The organism is Bacillus sp. cl95 (assembly GCF_900115925.1).
Classification (GTDB): domain Bacteria; phylum Bacillota; class Bacilli; order Bacillales; family Cytobacillaceae; genus Neobacillus_A.
Genome location: NZ_FOYF01000004.1, coordinates 192806 through 210056 on the forward strand (window position 1 = coordinate 192806; position 17251 = coordinate 210056).

Genomic DNA, 17251 nt, shown 5'->3' on the forward strand with positions numbered 1-17251 from the left:
CCTTAAAGTGCTAAACGTACCTTCAGGATTTCTTCCAGAAGAAGAGCCGTCTTTCTCACTTGCTGCTGTTCCATTTCGTTAAATGAACGCTTAGATCTTTCTCCAATAAAAAGTACTCCCTTTGAAGCACCACTCAAAAATATTGGAGATGCATAAGAAGAAATAAGCTTTTCCGCTAACATGATTGGATGTTCCGTTGGTTTGCCCTGAATACCATTTGGGAAATCCTCTATCATCATAGGGCTGCCGGTCATAATCACCTTTCCGGCTATTCCCTTTCCAAAACGAACCGTAATTCGTTTATATTTGTCATTTAGATTCCCGATGGCAAAGTGCCAGCGAACATCTAATCCTGATTCGTTTTGGAGAGCGAGACCGACAAAATCACAGCCTATTTCTCTCTTAAGTTGACTGCAAGCTTCCACAACAGGTTCCAATTCTTCTAGCAAAACCATGGATAAAGTTTCCCTTTAAAGCCCATAACCAAGCAGCCCCTTTTTCAATGCATATTCAACCAATTCTGGCCTTGTTTTCATTTGCAGCTTTTCCATCAAGTTACCTTTGTGAGTCTCAACAGTCTTAACACTAATCATTAATCTTTCAGCCATTTCCTTATTAGAAAATCCTTTTGCAATTAAGGTAAGTACTTCTTTCTCTCGATCTGATAAAAGATTGAATGAATCTGCCGCACCCTCTTTTAAATTACCGATATATTCCTCCATCAGCCTCTTCGTTGCTGAAGGATGAAGGTAAGCGTTCCCATTAGAAACCGTCTGAATGGCGTTTAACAGTTCATCGTGAGGGGCGCTTTTCAAAATGCATCCGGATGCCCCTGCTTGGATGGCTCTAAACAAATATTCCTCATCATCATGCATCGTTAGAATGAGAATATTGACTTGAGGCATCACTTTCTTTAATTCAGCTGTTGCTGATAGGCCATCCTTACCGTGTGGCATACTCAAATCCATCACCACCACATCCGGCTTAAGCTCAATCGCCTTGTTGATTCCTTCATTCCCTTCGGATGCTTCCCCCACAACCCTCATATCGGGATGTCCGTTCAAAAGCATTGTAAGACCCATCCTCACTACCGCATGATCATCTACTAGCAGAATCTTGATCACATTACCCCTCCTTAGAAAAGCGCAAGCGTCTTTATTTCCCCTTACTTCTTACTATATAGGGTAAATAATCCCCACCGTAAAAGTCAAAAGGACTTTTCAGATGGAGATTGGTATTCGGTCCATTTACCCTCTTGGGCAGTATACCGTTTCTATAAAGGCAAGAATACTTCAATGGATGTTCCTTCTCCTATTTTAGATGAAATGTTGCATTCTCCGCTACAGAGACGCATTCTTTCTTTCATGGCGGCTAACCCATATGATTCTTCTAGACTGACATCAAAACCGCTGCCAAAGTCGTTAATAAACAGACACAAGCTGTCATCATCCCATTGAAGTGAAATCTTCACATGGGATGTATCAGCAAATTTAGCAATATTGGCAAGCGCTTCTTGGCACACGCGGAAAACAGAAATTTTACTGTGCTCAGAAATAGGCTTTTCTTTTCCTGAGGAAAGAAGTTCAACTTCAATTCCATATGTTGAGGAATACAGTTTGATATAACTTTTTAAAGCAGGCACTAATCCAAGTATAGGCAAGGACGGCGGATGCAGTTCGACAGATAGAAGACGTATTTCCTGGATGGTCCTTTCCATTGTCTGCACCATTTCCTTCAAGTAGCTTTTCACTTCGGGCTTTTCGACGGCTGACTCAATGAACTGTAAGCCATTATAAAGGCTATACAGGTTCTGCCCCACTCCCTCGTGAAGCTCTAATGCAATCCGTTTAATCTCTTCTTCCTGCGACTGAATAATATACTTGCTGACATCTTTGTGAGCCGGCGATTGTCCCATTGTTCCCCTCCTTCAGCCTTCTTTCATTAGATTTCCCTAATGACATAGCTTAGTCCACTCTGCGTGTCCGTAGCTCTCCATTCCCGATCTGTCTGAGTGAAGTTACTAGTCAATGGCACTGCAAAGAAATTCTTTTTGTCAAAATGGATTCTCACATGTGTACCATCTGGACACAATTCCACTTTATAGATAATTTTTGTGATAATAGGAGCCTGATCCTCGTTTTGGGCATCATGAATTGATATTTCAACTCTTGAACTGACTAAGATCTGTAACTCTTTCCATTCAATGTCCTGCACAGGCACAGCCTCCTCCTGCCGTTGATTCCTTCTTAAGTAACGGCGACTTTTTACTCGAACAGGATGTTTTCGCGTGCATACCAGGAGTAGAAGCCGGATAAATGAACATTTTATAACCTTGGAGGTATTCCCAAAAAAGTTCATCTGCGTTTTCTTCAAAGAATACGATCGCTTCTTCCTCTGACTTCCAAGTGCTCATTCCTTTGATTTCGGCAACCACCATCTCACCGCCATCTATCTTCTTTTCATCAAGATACCAGCTCAAGCGATGGTTCACAAACATCGATTTCAGCAAGCTATCTATCACAGAAGAGAATCCGCCCAAGTCTTCTCTGATAAAACAAAAATCAATATATGCTTCATTATTCATACGACTCACGCCTTTTGTTTGTTGTCTTTCTCATATACGTAAATGGCCACTGGGAAGAGCAAGATATTCAATGTTCCAAATATAATCGTATTTACATAGTTTTCATAAAAATATTGATGAACCATATATTGCGTGAACACAATGTTCAGCATCAAGATGACACAGAGGATGGCGACACTCACATAATTATGCTTCATAACGTTTCACCCTTACTGCGTAGATTGATCCATTCTCTACTTTCACTTGAATTTCTGGCAATGGACGTCGCGGTGGACCAGCAGTCGGTTCACCTGTTGCCACGTCAAATTTTCCATGGTGACACGGACAAACCATTTCTCCGTCCTCTTTCACCCAAAATACAGGGCAGCGCAAATGCGTACAGGCATTTTGGTATGCTACATATTTTTCATCCGAAATTCTGATTAAAATCGCGCTGTCATGCTCGCCAGGAAAAGCGAAGTCAACTGCATCCCCGATTCCGACCGCATTTACATCGGCAATTTTCTTATGAGGATATTCCTTCTCTCCTAGTCCTGCCAGTTCCTTTGCCGCCATTGCTCCCCACGGTAGAGATGAAACAGCAAAGACTCCTGCAGCCCCAACGAGCGTTTTCATAAAGCCGCGTCGATCGAGTTTACGCTCATTATTCCGGTCAATATTATGAGTGTAATTGTCTTCATGAAACGGGATTTTTTTATTTTTGTCTGACATGCCAATCCCTCCTTAAAACAGTTTGGTGACACCTTGCAGTATCCCAGGAAGATTTACTTTTACATTCGTTTCGCCTTCTAAGAAAGGCATGCTTGTAACCCATTTATCGTTATCAAGATTGAATTGATTTCGTTTTGCATCGATTTCTTCTTCTGTTAGCCATTGAAGGGTATTGGCCGGACAAACACTCGCACACATAGGTGGGATACCGTCTTTTGTTCGGTCGATACAGAGGTCGCACTTATACATTAAGTTCTGTTCCGTATCAAACTTTGGAATGCCGTATGGACAAGCAATCGTACAGTTTTGACAACCGATACACTTTTCGACCAGCGCTGAAAGGACAGCACCTGTTTCGTGGATTTGAATCGCTTGGGCCGGACAACTTCTCGCACATGCCGGATTCACGCAATGAAGGCACATAAGAGGCATCGTCTGCCTGTTTACAAGCGGGTTTACATCATAAACATAATTCCGATTACGTTCCTCATGTCCTCCGCACTGCGTGCAGGCAGCCAGACAAGAACGGCAACCTATACAGTTTTCTAGTTCTATATAAAGCCTCTTTTTCATGATTACACCTTCTTAGTTTCTAGTTTTTGAATCTCGGCTGCGCAAGCTTTAAACTCCGGCATGCGTGACATCGGATCAAGTGCCGCATTTGTTAGAAGATTGATAGACTGATCATGGCCGAAATGATAAGGGACAAAAACGGTATCTTTACGAATCGCTTCCGTGATTTTCACTTTATATTCAGCTTCACCTCTACGAGTAAAAAGGCGGATGTTTTCTTCGTGTTCAATATTGTATTTCGCAGCTGTTTCCGGATGTATTTCAACGTATGGATCTGGACACATATCGCGTAAGAATTGAATTCTCCTTGTTTGGTTGCCTGATAAGTAGTGATATACCACTCGACCTGTCGTTAAACGAAGCGGATATTTTTCATCCGGTTCTTCTGCAGGCGGACGATATGGAAGCGCACAGATTTTGGCTTTCCCATCATCGTGATAAAATTTCTTATCTAGGAACATATGTGGTGTTCCTTTATCGTTTTCGTCCCTACAAGGCCAAAACACTCCGTCTTGAGCATCAATTTTCTCCCATGTTGCTCCGAAGTAATCTGCGTAGCCACCCTTAGAGGCAAGGCGGAATTCATCTGCAACATCTCTAGCTGTTTTTAAATGTGAAAAGTACTTTCCGCGTCCAAGACGTTCGGCCAACTCAACTTGAATCTGCCAATCTGTCTTTGATTCACCAATCGGTTCCTGCGCCTTATTAATTTTGATGATACGGCCTTCTAGGTTCGTAACCGTTCCTTCGTCCTCTGACCAAGTAGTAGTTGGTAGAACTACGTCAGCAAATTCTGCTGATTCGGAAAGGTAGAAGTCTACACAAACCATGAAATCTAAGCCTTTCAAAGCCTTTCTGACAAAATTCAAGTTTGGTGCTGAGACGGCTGGATTGGAGCAAAGCAGATATAAACCACGGATTGTTTTTTGATCCATCAACTCAAACATTTCGTAAGCCGACACACCCGCTTGCGGCATTTCTTCCGGCTTAATTCCCCATACTTTAGAAACTTCTTCCACGTGTTTCGGGTTTGTAATTTTTCGATAACCAGGGAGTGCGTCAGCCTTTTGACCGTGCTCACGTCCACCTTGACCATTTCCTTGACCGGTAAAAGTTGCGACTCCAGATTTAGGACGACCAATTTTCCCCGTAACTAAAGCCATATTTACGTATGCAGATACATTATCAACGCCTTTATGCTGCTGCTCTATTCCGCGCGCAAACATGACGATCGCATTCGGTGCTTTCCCATATATCTCAGCAGCTTTGATAATTTTTTCAGGCGCCACACCTGTAATCTCACTTGTGTATTCTGGAGTAAATTGCTTTACAAGCTCTTTTGTTTCCTCAAAACCATTTGTATGATGATTAACGAAATCTTCATCCGCAGCACCGTTTTGAATTAGGAGGTTGAGAATTCCATTGGCAAGCGCTAGGTCTGTACCTGGTCGTAAATCAAGATGAACGTCGGCTCTTCTCGCAATCGGCGTTTCACGAGGATCCGCTACGATCAGATAGCCTCCTCTTTCCTGTACAGCCCAAACACGGAACATAGAAGTCGGATGACATTCGGCTGTATTGCTTCCTGCGATAAACAGGCAATCTGTCTCATGTAGATCCGTCCATGGTACCGTCGAACCTCTATCTACTCCGAATGAGCGCATGAATCCACCGGCTGCACTTGCCATACAAAAACGTCCGTTGTAATCGATATACCGTGTTTGCAAACCTACACGGGCAAACTTACCAGTGAGGTAACATTTTTCATTCGTCATTGATACACCACTGAAAACGGACAAACTGTCTTTTCCATGGTTTTCTTGAAGTCCTTCAAACTTCTTAACAATGAGGTCGTACGCTTCTTCCCAACTAGCTTCACGAAAACCTTCTTTTGTTCCTTTTAGAGAAGCATCATCACGAATCAGCGGTTTCAAAAGACGATCAGTGTGATTGGTCTGTTGATAAGCCGTTACACCTTTAGGACACATTTTCCCGACCGTAACGGGCCAGTCATAGCGAGGCTCAACGCCGATAATCTTATTTGTTTGTGTATTTACTCTTAAATTCATACCGCACTGCATCCCACAATAGCTGCAGTGCGTCTTAATTAATTTTTCATTAGGGTGGTTCAGGTTTTCTATTTCTTTAAAAAATTTATCCCTTTGCATTTTGATTTGCCTCCTTGACCTTTATTTCATGAGTAGCGATGCCTGAGAATTGTGCAATACGGTATTTCCTGCGGCATGGTAAGCAAAGCTCTGCAAGATGGAAGCCTTCTTTTTTAGCAAACTCAAGATTATTCATACCTAAAACGTCTATTACATCGTTAGATTGTTCAACTGATACGAAGTGAGTACCACAAACCTTACATTCCTTTTCTGCCTGTTCACTGTAATGTTCACGATAGTTTCTTGCAAAGACACTCAGAGGACGGAATGGAATGTGCGCAAGCTTTCCAAACGGCAGGTAGATTAAAGTCACAATGACTGAGAATTGATGAATCATCGACATGATTGGCTGCCCTGCACCATGTAAGAATACGTTCATAAACGTTAACAACAAACCGGTTATTGAAATGAAAAGAAGTAAGTAGAGCGGTAAGAAGTCATAGATGAATTTTTGCTCCGCTCTTGCCTGCATATTTTTCAAGCGGCGGTAAAGCGCCATACATACGCCAGCAATCACCATGATGGCTGTAAAATTCAGAGCATTATAGAAAAAGAAAGCAATGATGCCGTCAGCTCTTACCTTCATTAAATCGACGCCCATACCAATGACTGTGTAATAGCCATTGTCATCCATTGTGAAATACATCCAGCCAAATACGAGAGGGAAAGTCACAAAGCAAGAAAGCACACAGCCCCAACCCATCAGTAAATGCTGTGTCCAGCGGTAAATACCACGGTTCCAGATAAACTTATAAGTGACCAATTGTTCTGTTGTCGTTTTCGGAGTAGACTTCCTGAAAAGAAGTTTTATCCCTTTTTTAATGAAAATTTTCGTAGGTGGACGTTCTCCCCATGCAATGAAGCGGTAGAAAAAACCACCTATAAACACAAGCGTTCCAACCATATATCCGTATAGATTCAAATCGACATGGGTAAACATTCTTGTGCCGATAAAACTTAAAATAACGAGCCCACTGACCGTTAAAAACATTGATTTAGCAAAATGAGAAGCAAAAGCACGGTTAAAAGAATGATCAGGATTAGCTGTTTTCGTACTTGCCTGCATAGTTATTCCTCCTAATAAGAAAAGCGCAAGCGCCCTGCTTAGCCCCGACAGGCATAAGACGAATCACAGAAGAAATCCTGATTTCTGGAGTGATTTGGCTTATGACCAAAATTGTTTTGGCTTTAGAAAACAATTTTGGTTGTTTCGGCTTTAGGAAACAACCCCGAGGGGCTGGGAGCTGGAGCTAGACAGTTTTCTTCGATAAAATATTGACTTCCTTATCTAAAAAAATACACTGACGAATTTCTTACCCTAATTGTAAGAAATTCGTCAGTGTACCTTATATAAGGGAACTCCCCCATCCTCGGGGGAAAAATCCCTTAGTTTATTCAATTTCGCCACATCTCTGACACAAACACTTAAGATTGAACAATAGGCAATCTGATTTTCATTTCGGTGCCCTCTCCAAGGATACTGTCAATGCTTAAATCTCCTCCATGATCCTTTATAAGGAGCTTCGAAATCATCAGTCCTAGGCCGTTTCCATCATCCTTCGTTGTAAAAAACGGCTCCCCTATCCGCTTCAGTTCTTCTTTTGAAATGCCACAGCCCTGATCCTTAATCGAAATCAACACTGCATTCTTGTCTACTATTTCAGACTTTGTTCGGATTGTACCCCCGTTATCCATCGACTCAATGGCATTCTTCAAGAGATTAATCAAAACCTGCTTTATCTGTTTGTCATCACATTCGAGATAGCCAACCTTTTCACTGATTTCCGTCTTCATCATAATGCCTTTTTCCATTGCTTGTTGAGTGACAATGGAACCAACATACTCAATAACTTCTTCCAAACTATGCTTTTCAAAATGGGATACTCTTGGCTTCCCTATCATCATTAAGTCACTTACAATGGAATCAATTCGATCAATTTCTTGTATCATAATTGGATAGTACTCATTTTGATTAGGATAATTTTCTTGCTGTAATTGCGCAAATCCCCTTAGCGAAGCTAATGGATTTCTAATTTCATGCCCAATCGCTGTAGCCATTTGCCCCATAAGGACGAGATTTTCCTTTTGACGAGCACTTTCATTTGCTAACCTGATGGCCTTTACATATGAAGTAAACCTCACCAACAGGATGTATGCCACGAACGTTATGATGATCAACATTCCAATCGCAACAATTACACTTGAATCGTGGAAAGCCAGTCCAAACAATACATATTTTACAACCAATCCAGTAAATACAATCCAAAAGAACTTCTTATCTACAAATAGCGGGGCGAATATGATAAACATGATTTCAACGATATTCCCGCTTCTAAAAGTTAAATCTGTCCCAAAATAAATGAGAAAATTATTAATGATGTCTATCAAGTTAAATCCAAAGTAGATTATATACTTTATCCAGAACGGATCTTTTTTTCTCATTACATAAAAGGTCACGGGCAAGAGTAACCCGACAAGCAAATAAATCACTAATCCTAGACCGCCTTCTGGCAACCCTATGGATCTTTCGTTATATCTCGGGACGATGAAGTAATACAATAAATCATAGGAGAGGAATACAAGATAAAAAATCCCAATGAAAAGCTTAGTAGCTTTAATTTCCTCAGATATAAGCTTTGAATCTCTTAGATTATCTATCATAGTTTTTTCTCCCTTATCAACACTACTGTCTCCCCTTGCTGAGATGAACTCCTTCAGCTTATTTAAATTTGACAAATACCAAGGAAAATTCGACATTTCTTTATCTCTTTTTACCATTTATTGATGTCCAATGACAACAAATAAGGGCAGCCCAATGAATGGAAGCTGCCCTTTGACTTAGCTGATTTTTCTTAAATCTGCAGGATTATTGTTGAGATTACTATTTCTTCTTCCGTATAGGAAGTAGATTACTAACCCGATTGTAATCCAAATTCCAAAGCTGATCCAAGTTGTTGAAGGAAGCTGCAATGCTAAATATCCACAGAACAGGAATGCAAGGATTGGAATGTATGGAACAAACGGTACTTTAAAGCCTGCTGAACTAGCACTCGTATTTTTACGAAGGTATAAAATCCCAACAGAAACAGTCATGAAGGCAAACAATGTACCAATGTTCGTCAATTCTGCCAGTTTGCTTAATGGTACTACACCTGCGAAAAAAGCTACTATAAGACAAGTGATCCAAGAGTTAATAACAGGATTTTGCTTTTTAGAGTCAACTTTTGAAAATACTTTCGGAAGCAATCCATCACGGCTGATTGCATAGAACAAACGCGTTTGACCGTACATCATCACGAGCAATACTGTTGTAATACCCGCAATGGCACCTAATGAGATGAAACCTGCGATCCAATCTTGATGGATATAGTTTAACGCAAATGCAACTGGATTTTTTACACCTAGCTGATCGTAAGGAACAATACCTGTTAAGATTGCCGACACAATGATATACAAAATTGTACAAACGGCTAAAGAAGCGATGATTCCAATTGGCATATTACGTTGTGGATTTTTCACTTCTTCTGCAGCAGTTGATACTGCATCAAATCCGATATAAGCAAAGAAAACTGTCGCAGCCCCTGCTGTTACACCAGAGAAACCGTAAGGCATGAATGGTGTCCAGTTCGCTGGTTCGACATACCATACGCCAACCCCGATAAACAATAATACGACCGCTACTTTGATAATAACCATAATTGTATTGAACTTCGCTGACTTTTTCACACCTTGTGTTAAAAGCAAAGTAATAAGTAACACAATCATTACAGCAGGTACATCGATAAACGTTCCTTTCGCAGGATCATAAGCACTTGATAATGCTTTCGGCAATTCAAGACCAAAACCGGCTAATAGACCTTGAAAGTATCCTGACCACCCACTGGCTACTGCCGATGAGGCCAATCCGTATTCAAGTATCAAGTCCCAACCTAATATCCAAGCGATTAATTCACCGAATGTAGCATAGCTGTAAGTATATGCACTTCCTGCTACTGGAACCGTGGAAGCAAACTCTGCATAACAAAGGGCCGCAAATACGCATGCAAGTCCCGATAAGATAAAAGATAAAATGAGTGCTGGTCCAGCATGCTCAGCCGCAGCCACGCCTGTCAGTACGAAAATTCCCGTACCGATAATGGCCCCAACCCCTAGCATCGTTAGGTCAAAAGCTCCTAAATCTTTTTTAAGAGAAGCGCCTCTGGCACCCGATTCTCTCAATAAAGAATCTATTGATTTCTTTCTGAATAAATCCATAAAGTAACCTCCAAGAAGTAAAATCTTTTAAATATTCAGATTTAATTGAACATTGTTTTTCTATACAAGAATAATATAATCATTCTATTAAAAAAGCAATAATTTTTTCATAATTTAAATTATTCCAATTGAAGGAACTGGATATAAAAGGATATTACATATCATAAGTGTAGTTTTCCAGAGGGACAATTGTTTTTCTTCTAATAATAAATTACTATATTAATGAAAGTAAATGGAAAAAACAAGGACAAAACTACGGATTTGCCCTTGTTTTTCTTTATCCTATTTTTTCATTTTGTAATAAACCAATAAATTTCTTAAAATCATGTTCATTGGGAATATGAGCAGATTGTTCAAGGATATAAAAGTGTTTACCAGAAGGAGCGTCTATTTTTTCATAAAATAGTTTTGCTGCATGAAAATTCGTGGTGAGATCATGACGTCCTTGTACAATCGTAAATGGGATATCCAATCTTGTAATCGTAGTCAAATCGGTGCGGATTAACGCTTCCTGTAAGGCAGTACACTCAAAAATATTGAATTTAGGAGCAGATACAAGACTATTGAAAATATCTTTGAGGTTATAGTCGGGAGATAGGAGCGCACTCTTTATTAAGGCTAGCACATTGGGTCCTTTTATTTGATCATCCTTATAAATATACCCTTTTACCCCTTGGATGAAATCACTGTACTTCCCTTCTTTTTTTTCGAAGAAAGGTGGTTCACCAAGTTCAATTAATTGCGCAAGCATCTTTTGGTCACCTGATTCCTCAGCTCTTGCCCTCAGTGCTTTCATCCCTAATCTTTGGTTATCTGTCATGTTTGTGACTTGATCGAAACCAACATAGGCATGAAATTTGTTCGGACTCTTATGAGCCAATTTCATCCCTATTATAGTCCCCCATGACATACCAACGAGATAAATTTTATCCACCTTGAATCTATCTCTTAAGTAATCTATTACTTGTTCCGTATCATCAATAAAACGTTCTACCGTCATGGATTCCTTAGAAATATGTTTATGATAACTTTTACCCGCTCCCCTTTGGTCGTAAAAAACCGTTGTAAACTTCCGGTTTAGTTGTGGAAACTGTCCTCGGGAACTTACACCAAAAGGAAATGGTTGTCCAGGTCCACCATGTAAAAAAAGCATAATGGGTTGGTTGGCTTCTTCCCCTTCAATCAATAGGTATTGATCCTCACCTCTAACTTTTAATTTTACTACTTCACTGATTCCACCGTTATCTACAAGTTTCTTTGCTCTTTTTTTAATTTCTATTTGTTTGACGAATCTGTATGTCAATCCCATTAACAGGAGTAACACACATGCTGAGAGTATTAGGATTACTGCAGTCCATAACCAAATCATTTTCTTGACTCCCCCATTCTTCACCGATACAAAATAAATTCCGTCTTTATACTTTATATAGTTATTGAATCAAATAGATTTTTTAAAACACTTATGTATTTCATAGAAGTCTTTCTATATTACGACTATCTTCATTAACAAAAGCAACAAGTTCTTAATCTATTAACAACCCTTCGATGCTAGAAATAAGGAAAATTAAAACTTCTACGTAAAAACGAATACTTACTTCAAAACAAACACTTCCTTCCATTATCTTCTATTCATAATATAACTCTAACCTTTTCTAACTTCTATACAGAATTTCAGAAGAAAAATAGACACTAAAAATTTTAGTGTCCTTTCCCTTTACATCATCAATTTTTAAACCTCTCATAAATCCCTCTTTCACATTCAGGAACGAGGGCACTTCTGCATGCTTTTTGAATTTGACGAATATCAATTCCCGTTTTATTGCCTGCCGGTGTGGACATGAAGTTGGAAGATATCGGGGAATGGGGGCTATTTCTGGAGGTAGGATCACTATTGTTCTCGCCTGGCGCAGTAGCGAAAAAAATATGTCCCAATTCGTGGGCCAATGTGCTTCGATTTTCTTGCGCAGCAGTACGACCGCTCATAATGATGTGCTGGTACAATCTGTTTCCAACAATTCGATTGGAATAAGCACAGGCAATTGTGTTGTTATCACTAAAACGAAAATTCGGAACATACCAAACGGTAATCCATTCTGAAGGATATCCATCAGCTTCCCTTCTATTTTCCATTGCTCTAAAAACACTGGATTGAGCAAAACGTTCGTTGCACTGTAATTTGCCGTGAGCTAGTCCAAAATCCGTGCTCGTCTCAATCAACTTCACCACTTCAATTGGCAATCTCCATATTCCTATGGCTCTTTTTAAATCTTCGACAATTCGATTCACAGAAGTTCCAGGAACAGTCCTAACTGTACCGGGAAGAATATATATGACAAGCTTTATTGATGCTGGTTTATCTTGCGAATACCTGTAGCGATATCCATCCCTCTTAGTTGATCTCTTCTGCTTTTCATTTTTTCCATGGTGATGTCCCTTCGCCAAATCATCCCCTCGTTTCCATACAATAGATACACTATTTTATGTAATAAAAGAGAGGATGGTTTGGACAAACTATCTAAGGCAAATGCCATTATTCTTACTCGTAAGAACCACTCGCTTCCGGTAACGTTTGATATGTAGGGTTTTCTTCCAACACCTTTAGAATACCTTTTACAAGCTGTGACATTACTTTTCCATCTTGACCATCATCACATTCCGTCCAACCAAACTGCCTCTCAGCTCCATTGATCCATACGTGTAAGTCATAGGACTCATGAGGCTTTTGGTTACACTGGTTGTTCAGATTTTTATCCTCGAGATAATTAGCAAATATCATCAGTTTATAAATTTTGTTCAATTCATCTTTAGAAAATTGAAAATCACTTACTGCCGCCATTTCACCATTCTGCAGATCTTTTACCAGTTTTTCCTTCTTCGTGTCAATCAGATTCTTCTGACCCACTCCATATTTCAAACGGAATGCAAATAAATCCTGCTCGTCTACATCATACGAAATCGTCAGTATTTCCATTGAATCTGGACAACCATTTAATGAATATGTCATCTGCGTACTTGTCTCTTGCATCTCTATCTTTTTACAAATATAATTCTCTACTTCACCAGCTCCATATTCATCTTCAGAGTTATCAACTGTATAATCAAGATTCTCCCCATCATAGTCAATGTTGTGATAAATAGGATCCCCTTCAATCGTATAACGTACTAAACGGACCTTATCCTTTAACCCTTTTTCAACATTTGTGATGAATTTATCAAGTCTTTCGATGTTTTCCAATCCGCCGTGCCTCTCAACAATTTCATCACTTCCACCCGTAGTCCCGGACATTTTAATCGACGCGGTATCTTTTCCCTGACAACTAATTAAGAACAAACAACAAATTGCCATATAAAGCAGGCTTAAACTAGAAATCTTCACTCTTCTCCCTCCTAGTAATAGTAGTACAAACAACCTTGACCGAGAAAGCCTCTATGACTTGGCCTCTTTGAAAGATTGTGCGCTTGAACAGACGTTTAATGAATAGACGTTTGAAAGAAGAGAATGTTTCAAGCTGTATGCTCAATTATAATAAAATCAGATGAAATAATTGGAAATATAGCAATGAAGTCATACATAGGGAGGTTTAAGACAGTGCACATTAGGAATTCAGCAAAAGCAATTATTATAAATGGGAATAACATTCTACTTACAAAAAACCAAGATGACGAAGGGTACTTTTACCTTTGTCCTGGTGGTGGTCAGGAACATGGTGAAACATTTCATTCAACACTAAATAGGGAGTGCTTGGAGGAAATAGGGTACCAAGTAGAAGTAGGTGAACTCCTGCACATTAGAGAATATATCGGAAAAAACCACGAATATTCAGCAAGTGACTTAGGTGTGCATCAAATTGAATATTATTTTCTTTGTACTTTGAAAAATGAACTGGACGATCCAGCTGAACCTTCTAATCCTGACAATCTTCAAATCGGGATAGAATGGGTAAGTATTAAGGATTTAATGGAGTTTAGACTTTATCCTAAACACCTTAGAGAATATATAATCAAGTACAGTAACCAGGAAAAGTCTCCGGTTTACCTTGGTGATATCAACTAATTCGGAGAAATATGAAAAGGCTGCCCCATGATGGAACAGCCTCCTAAATTTATTTCTCATTCTGTTTTTCAATATACTCGAATAAAAAAGATTGCCCGTTACGGTAAAAGCGAGGGTCATATACTCCAAGTTGCTCATCATTATTCACTACTACGACGAATGGCGACCATTGATACAATGTTTTCGCTTTTGGATTTTTTTCGAACAAATCATCGAGATTCGATTGATCACTTGATTCCAGTCTTGTAACAAATTCAGCTTCCGTTAACAATGAGTCATTGAAAATTTCGACCGCACCCTCGCTCTTTCCAATAACGGTAAACTTCCATGGAACAAAACTTGCTGATAAAGCCACTTGATCATACTGATTTTCATATTTTTGATATACGACATAGCCTTGGATGCTTTGAATTAGAATATGAAGACCAATCAGCAGCCATGCAATCCGGAATACTTTGAATTCCTTAAGGTTTGGTCGCTTCTTTGCCATAATAAACGATAACAGAAAAATGAACCAAATCACAAAGTCAATGATCGATACGGTACCAAGAGAAAGACGCTTGGACGTAAAAGGTTCCAGATATCCCGTTCCCCATGCATTAAAAATATCGCTTGTATCATGGATGAAAACAGCAAGCAGGGCTACAAGGAAAAAACGAAACATGCTCGTTCCGAAGAGAAAACGGTTTAATAACGAAAACATTAGTGCCCAAACAGGTACGAGGAAAATCGAATGCGTAATTCCCCTATGCCACATCTGATATTGCCCTGTCGTATCCCAAAGCTGGGAGATGACATCAATATCAGGGATTTGACTCGCACCAATCGCCGTAAAAAGAAGCGCCCGCTTTTCTTTTTTACTAAGATTTTCTTTGTTGATCGCTTTGTAAATGCCAATCCCAAATAATGTGTGTGTAATACTATCCATCTATTTAAGTTCCTTTAAGTTCAGTTCATGGACGACATTTTTGACAATGCTCGCAATCAACTCTTCCGATATTTCAGTATTTTCTTGAGTAGTGTTAACCGGAACGCCTCCTGTCTTAATCCCCATTTTACCGCGGATATCAATCAAATCAGAGATTTGTGCAGGACTAAGTTCGTTTGCCTTTTTAATAATGTGGTTAGAATACATCGTCATCAAAGCGTAATGCTCGAGTGATTCCATTCGGAAGTAGGCTTCCATTAACTCTCTACCCCAAGTCAATGCCCCATGATTGGCAAGCAATACGGCATTATGATCCTTGCAATATGGCGCAATTGAATCTGGAACTTCCTGTGTCCCAGGTGTTGCATAAGTCGCAACAGGAACCCTTCCAAGTAAAACAATGGCTTCAGGAGAAATAGGTTGATCCAAACTGATACCAGCAATGGCAAATGACGTGGCAACAGGAGGATGGGCGTGAACAACTGCGTTGACTTCCTGATTTTCCTTATATACACGCAAGTGCATTTTCACTTCAGATGAAGGCTTCATGGTTCCCTCGAGCACATTTCCCGATAAATCCATTTTGACCATCATTTCAGGCGTCATGAATCCCTTACTGACACCAGTCGGAGTGGTCCAAATCGTATTAGATCCAACTTTTACAGAAATGTTGCCGTCATTAGCGGCTACAAAATTTTTATGATAAACTCTCCTGCCAATTTCACAGATAAGTTCTTTTGCTTCTTTATCAGAATAGTAATGTTGTTGTTCAGACATATTTACAGCTCCTTATGATTCTCGGACTGAATTTTTGTTATTACCTAGATGTTAACATTGCTATTCTATCATTTTTTCCATTTAAAAACCTCCGGAATCCTATTGGACCCGGAGGCATAACGTCTTATTTTTCCCCTTTAAACATAAGTGGCAGTGATTCTGTATATGGTGCATACGCAATGCCGTTTTCTGTGATAATTCCTGTAATCAATTCATGATCTGTTACATCGAAGGCAGGATTATATGTTTTGACTTCATCTGGAGCCATTGATGTTTCGTACCATTTAGAAGTAATTTCTTCTGACGGACGAAGTTCAATATGAATATCCTCACCAGTCTTACATTCCAAATCTACCGTAGAAAGCGGCGCACAAACATAGAATGGAATGTTATAGTGCTTCGCAAGAATTGCTACACCTGATGTACCAATTTTGTTAGCTGCATCACCATTTGCAGCGACACGATCACATCCGACCAGAACTGCTTGAATTTTCCCTTCTTTCATGACAATGGAAGCCATATTATCACAGATAAGTGTGACATCCACACCAGCTTCCTGTAGTTCCCAAGCAGTCAAACGTGCGCCTTGTAGCAATGGTCTTGTTTCATCTGCAAATACTTTGAAGTCGTATCCTTTTTCTTGTCCCAAATAAATAGGTGCAAGGGCTGTTCCGTATTTCGCTGTAGCAATCGTACCTGCGTTACAGTGCGTGAGGATACCCCACCCTGGTTCAAGCAAAGATAGAGCATACTGTCCGATAGATTCACAAACCTTCTCATCTTCTGCTCTAATAAGCTCAGATTCTTCTAATAATGCCGACTTTACTTCAGCGACAGTTTTGCCTTCTTCTTTTACAAATCGGCTTTCCATTCTGTTAAGAGCCCAGAAAAGATTCACAGCGGTCGGCCTTGATGAAGCCAAATATTCTTTCACTTTTTTAAAATCAGCATAGAGCTCAGAATATGTTGTAGCTTCAGATTGCTTTGTACCTAAGTAGATCCCGTAAGCTGCTGCAATCCCGATTGCCGGTGCTCCGCGTACCTTTAAATGATAGATCGCTTCCCAAACATCTTTCATTTCCTTCAATTCCAGGAAGACCTTCTCATTCGGTAGAACCGTTTGGTCTAAAAGAATTAATGCATCGTTTTCATCATCTAGTCTTACAGATTGAATTACATCTACCGGTTTCCCCATTGTTATT

Annotated in this window: 19 protein-coding genes; 1 reads left to right on the plus strand and 18 read right to left on the minus strand. The window is 39.8% G+C overall.

What is annotated here, in order from left to right:
• Window positions 1-2 precede the first annotated feature (2 nt).
• The 15 genes from BMZ31_RS13020 to BMZ31_RS13090 form a co-directional block, all read right to left on the minus strand.
• On the minus strand, window positions 3-455 hold the full coding sequence (locus BMZ31_RS13020) for a GAF domain-containing protein (RefSeq protein WP_090832195.1): 453 nt from the start codon (window positions 453-455) through the stop codon (window positions 3-5).
• A gap of 15 nt (window positions 456-470) precedes the next feature.
• The gene (locus BMZ31_RS13025) at window positions 471-1124 is read right to left on the minus strand and encodes a response regulator (protein WP_090832196.1); all 654 of its coding nucleotides are present in this window, start codon (window positions 1122-1124) and stop codon (window positions 471-473) included.
• 149 nt (window positions 1125-1273) lie between these two features.
• Window positions 1274-1915, minus strand: a complete 642-nt coding sequence (locus BMZ31_RS13030) for a sensor histidine kinase (protein ID WP_090832197.1) — start codon at window positions 1913-1915, stop codon at window positions 1274-1276.
• 26 nt (window positions 1916-1941) lie between these two features.
• Entirely contained in the window at window positions 1942-2214 is a 273-nt protein-coding gene (locus BMZ31_RS13035; protein WP_090832198.1) for a hypothetical protein, read from the minus strand.
• The gene (locus BMZ31_RS13040) at window positions 2201-2584 is read right to left on the minus strand and encodes a hypothetical protein (protein WP_254778803.1); all 384 of its coding nucleotides are present in this window, start codon (window positions 2582-2584) and stop codon (window positions 2201-2203) included. Before BMZ31_RS13040 ends, BMZ31_RS13035 begins: the two co-directional genes overlap by 14 nt.
• A 5-nt stretch (window positions 2585-2589) precedes the next feature.
• Window positions 2590-2781: a hypothetical protein gene (locus tag BMZ31_RS13045; protein WP_090832199.1), complete on the minus strand. Its 192-nt coding sequence runs from the start codon at window positions 2779-2781 to the stop codon at window positions 2590-2592.
• Window positions 2771-3295 (minus strand): Rieske (2Fe-2S) protein, encoded by a 525-nt coding sequence (locus BMZ31_RS13050; RefSeq protein ID WP_090832200.1) that lies wholly within the window; start codon window positions 3293-3295, stop codon window positions 2771-2773. The genes BMZ31_RS13045 and BMZ31_RS13050 overlap by 11 nt, the downstream gene beginning before the upstream one ends.
• Before the next feature lie 12 nt (window positions 3296-3307).
• Window positions 3308-3868 (minus strand): 4Fe-4S dicluster domain-containing protein, encoded by a 561-nt coding sequence (locus tag BMZ31_RS13055; RefSeq protein ID WP_090832201.1) that lies wholly within the window; start codon window positions 3866-3868, stop codon window positions 3308-3310.
• A 2-nt stretch (window positions 3869-3870) separates the two neighbouring features.
• Window positions 3871-6036 carry a molybdopterin oxidoreductase family protein gene (locus tag BMZ31_RS13060; RefSeq protein WP_090832202.1) on the minus strand — a complete coding sequence of 722 codons (2166 nt, stop codon included), beginning with the start codon at window positions 6034-6036 and terminating at the stop codon, window positions 3871-3873.
• The gene (locus BMZ31_RS13065) at window positions 6023-7102 is read right to left on the minus strand and encodes a hypothetical protein (protein WP_090832203.1); all 1080 of its coding nucleotides are present in this window, start codon (window positions 7100-7102) and stop codon (window positions 6023-6025) included. Before BMZ31_RS13065 ends, BMZ31_RS13060 begins: the two co-directional genes overlap by 14 nt.
• 359 nt (window positions 7103-7461) lie before the next feature.
• Window positions 7462-8697, minus strand: coding sequence for an ATP-binding protein (locus tag BMZ31_RS13070; protein ID WP_175478102.1), 1236 nt, complete (start codon window positions 8695-8697; stop codon window positions 7462-7464).
• A 177-nt stretch (window positions 8698-8874) separates the two neighbouring features.
• A complete protein-coding gene (locus BMZ31_RS13075) occupies window positions 8875-10290 on the minus strand; it encodes a branched-chain amino acid transporter BcaP (RefSeq protein ID WP_090832205.1) in 1416 nt (471 codons plus the stop codon).
• 277 nt (window positions 10291-10567) lie between these two features.
• Window positions 10568-11659, minus strand: coding sequence for an alpha/beta hydrolase (locus tag BMZ31_RS13080; protein ID WP_090832206.1), 1092 nt, complete (start codon window positions 11657-11659; stop codon window positions 10568-10570).
• A gap of 353 nt (window positions 11660-12012) precedes the next feature.
• Window positions 12013-12732 carry a hypothetical protein gene (locus tag BMZ31_RS13085; RefSeq protein WP_090832207.1) on the minus strand — a complete coding sequence of 240 codons (720 nt, stop codon included), beginning with the start codon at window positions 12730-12732 and terminating at the stop codon, window positions 12013-12015.
• Window positions 12733-12826: 94 nt separating this feature from the next.
• Complete coding sequence (locus BMZ31_RS13090) at window positions 12827-13666, minus strand: DUF4362 domain-containing protein (RefSeq protein WP_090832208.1); 840 nt, start codon at window positions 13664-13666, stop codon at window positions 12827-12829.
• A gap of 183 nt (window positions 13667-13849) precedes the next feature.
• Between BMZ31_RS13090 and BMZ31_RS13095 the strand changes: the two genes are divergently transcribed.
• Window positions 13850-14344: an NUDIX domain-containing protein gene (locus BMZ31_RS13095; protein WP_090832461.1), complete on the plus strand. Its 495-nt coding sequence runs from the start codon at window positions 13850-13852 to the stop codon at window positions 14342-14344.
• Window positions 14345-14393: 49 nt separating this feature from the next.
• On the opposite strand, the gene BMZ31_RS13100 is transcribed toward BMZ31_RS13095, so the two are convergent.
• The 3 genes from BMZ31_RS13100 to mtnA form a co-directional block, all read right to left on the minus strand.
• Entirely contained in the window at window positions 14394-15272 is an 879-nt protein-coding gene (locus tag BMZ31_RS13100; protein ID WP_090832209.1) for a metal-dependent hydrolase, read from the minus strand.
• The gene (locus BMZ31_RS13105; protein WP_090832210.1) at window positions 15273-16049 is read right to left on the minus strand and encodes a class II aldolase/adducin family protein; all 777 of its coding nucleotides are present in this window, start codon (window positions 16047-16049) and stop codon (window positions 15273-15275) included.
• Window positions 16050-16173: 124 nt separating this feature from the next.
• Complete coding sequence (gene mtnA, locus BMZ31_RS13110; protein ID WP_090832211.1) at window positions 16174-17244, minus strand: S-methyl-5-thioribose-1-phosphate isomerase; 1071 nt, start codon at window positions 17242-17244, stop codon at window positions 16174-16176.
• Window positions 17245-17251: the final 7 nt, after the last annotated feature.

What these genes read in the sequence shown, in the direction of transcription:
- BMZ31_RS13020 (WP_090832195.1), bottom strand. Translation starts at nt 455, where the DNA reads ATGGTTTTGCTAGAAGAATTGGAACCTGTTGTGGAAGCTTGCAGTCAA.
- BMZ31_RS13030 (WP_090832197.1), bottom strand. Translation starts at nt 1,915, where the DNA reads ATGGGACAATCGCCGGCTCACAAAGATGTCAGCAAGTATATTATTCAG.
- BMZ31_RS13040 (WP_254778803.1), bottom strand. Translation starts at nt 2,584, where the DNA reads ATGAATAATGAAGCATATATTGATTTTTGTTTTATCAGAGAAGACTTG.
- BMZ31_RS13045 (WP_090832199.1), bottom strand. Translation starts at nt 2,781, where the DNA reads ATGAAGCATAATTATGTGAGTGTCGCCATCCTCTGTGTCATCTTGATG.
- BMZ31_RS13050 (WP_090832200.1), bottom strand. Translation starts at nt 3,295, where the DNA reads ATGTCAGACAAAAATAAAAAAATCCCGTTTCATGAAGACAATTACACT.
- BMZ31_RS13055 (WP_090832201.1), bottom strand. Translation starts at nt 3,868, where the DNA reads ATGAAAAAGAGGCTTTATATAGAACTAGAAAACTGTATAGGTTGCCGT.
- BMZ31_RS13060 (WP_090832202.1), bottom strand. Translation starts at nt 6,036, where the DNA reads ATGCAAAGGGATAAATTTTTTAAAGAAATAGAAAACCTGAACCACCCT.
- BMZ31_RS13065 (WP_090832203.1), bottom strand. Translation starts at nt 7,102, where the DNA reads ATGCAGGCAAGTACGAAAACAGCTAATCCTGATCATTCTTTTAACCGT.
- BMZ31_RS13070 (WP_175478102.1), bottom strand. Translation starts at nt 8,697, where the DNA reads ATGATAGATAATCTAAGAGATTCAAAGCTTATATCTGAGGAAATTAAA.
- BMZ31_RS13075 (WP_090832205.1), bottom strand. Translation starts at nt 10,290, where the DNA reads ATGGATTTATTCAGAAAGAAATCAATAGATTCTTTATTGAGAGAATCG.
- BMZ31_RS13080 (WP_090832206.1), bottom strand. Translation starts at nt 11,659, where the DNA reads ATGATTTGGTTATGGACTGCAGTAATCCTAATACTCTCAGCATGTGTG.
- BMZ31_RS13095 (WP_090832461.1), top strand. Translation starts at nt 13,850, where the DNA reads ATGAAGTCATACATAGGGAGGTTTAAGACAGTGCACATTAGGAATTCA.
- BMZ31_RS13100 (WP_090832209.1), bottom strand. Translation starts at nt 15,272, where the DNA reads ATGGATAGTATTACACACACATTATTTGGGATTGGCATTTACAAAGCG.
- BMZ31_RS13105 (WP_090832210.1), bottom strand. Translation starts at nt 16,049, where the DNA reads ATGTCTGAACAACAACATTACTATTCTGATAAAGAAGCAAAAGAACTT.
- mtnA (WP_090832211.1), bottom strand. Translation starts at nt 17,244, where the DNA reads ATGGGGAAACCGGTAGATGTAATTCAATCTGTAAGACTAGATGATGAA.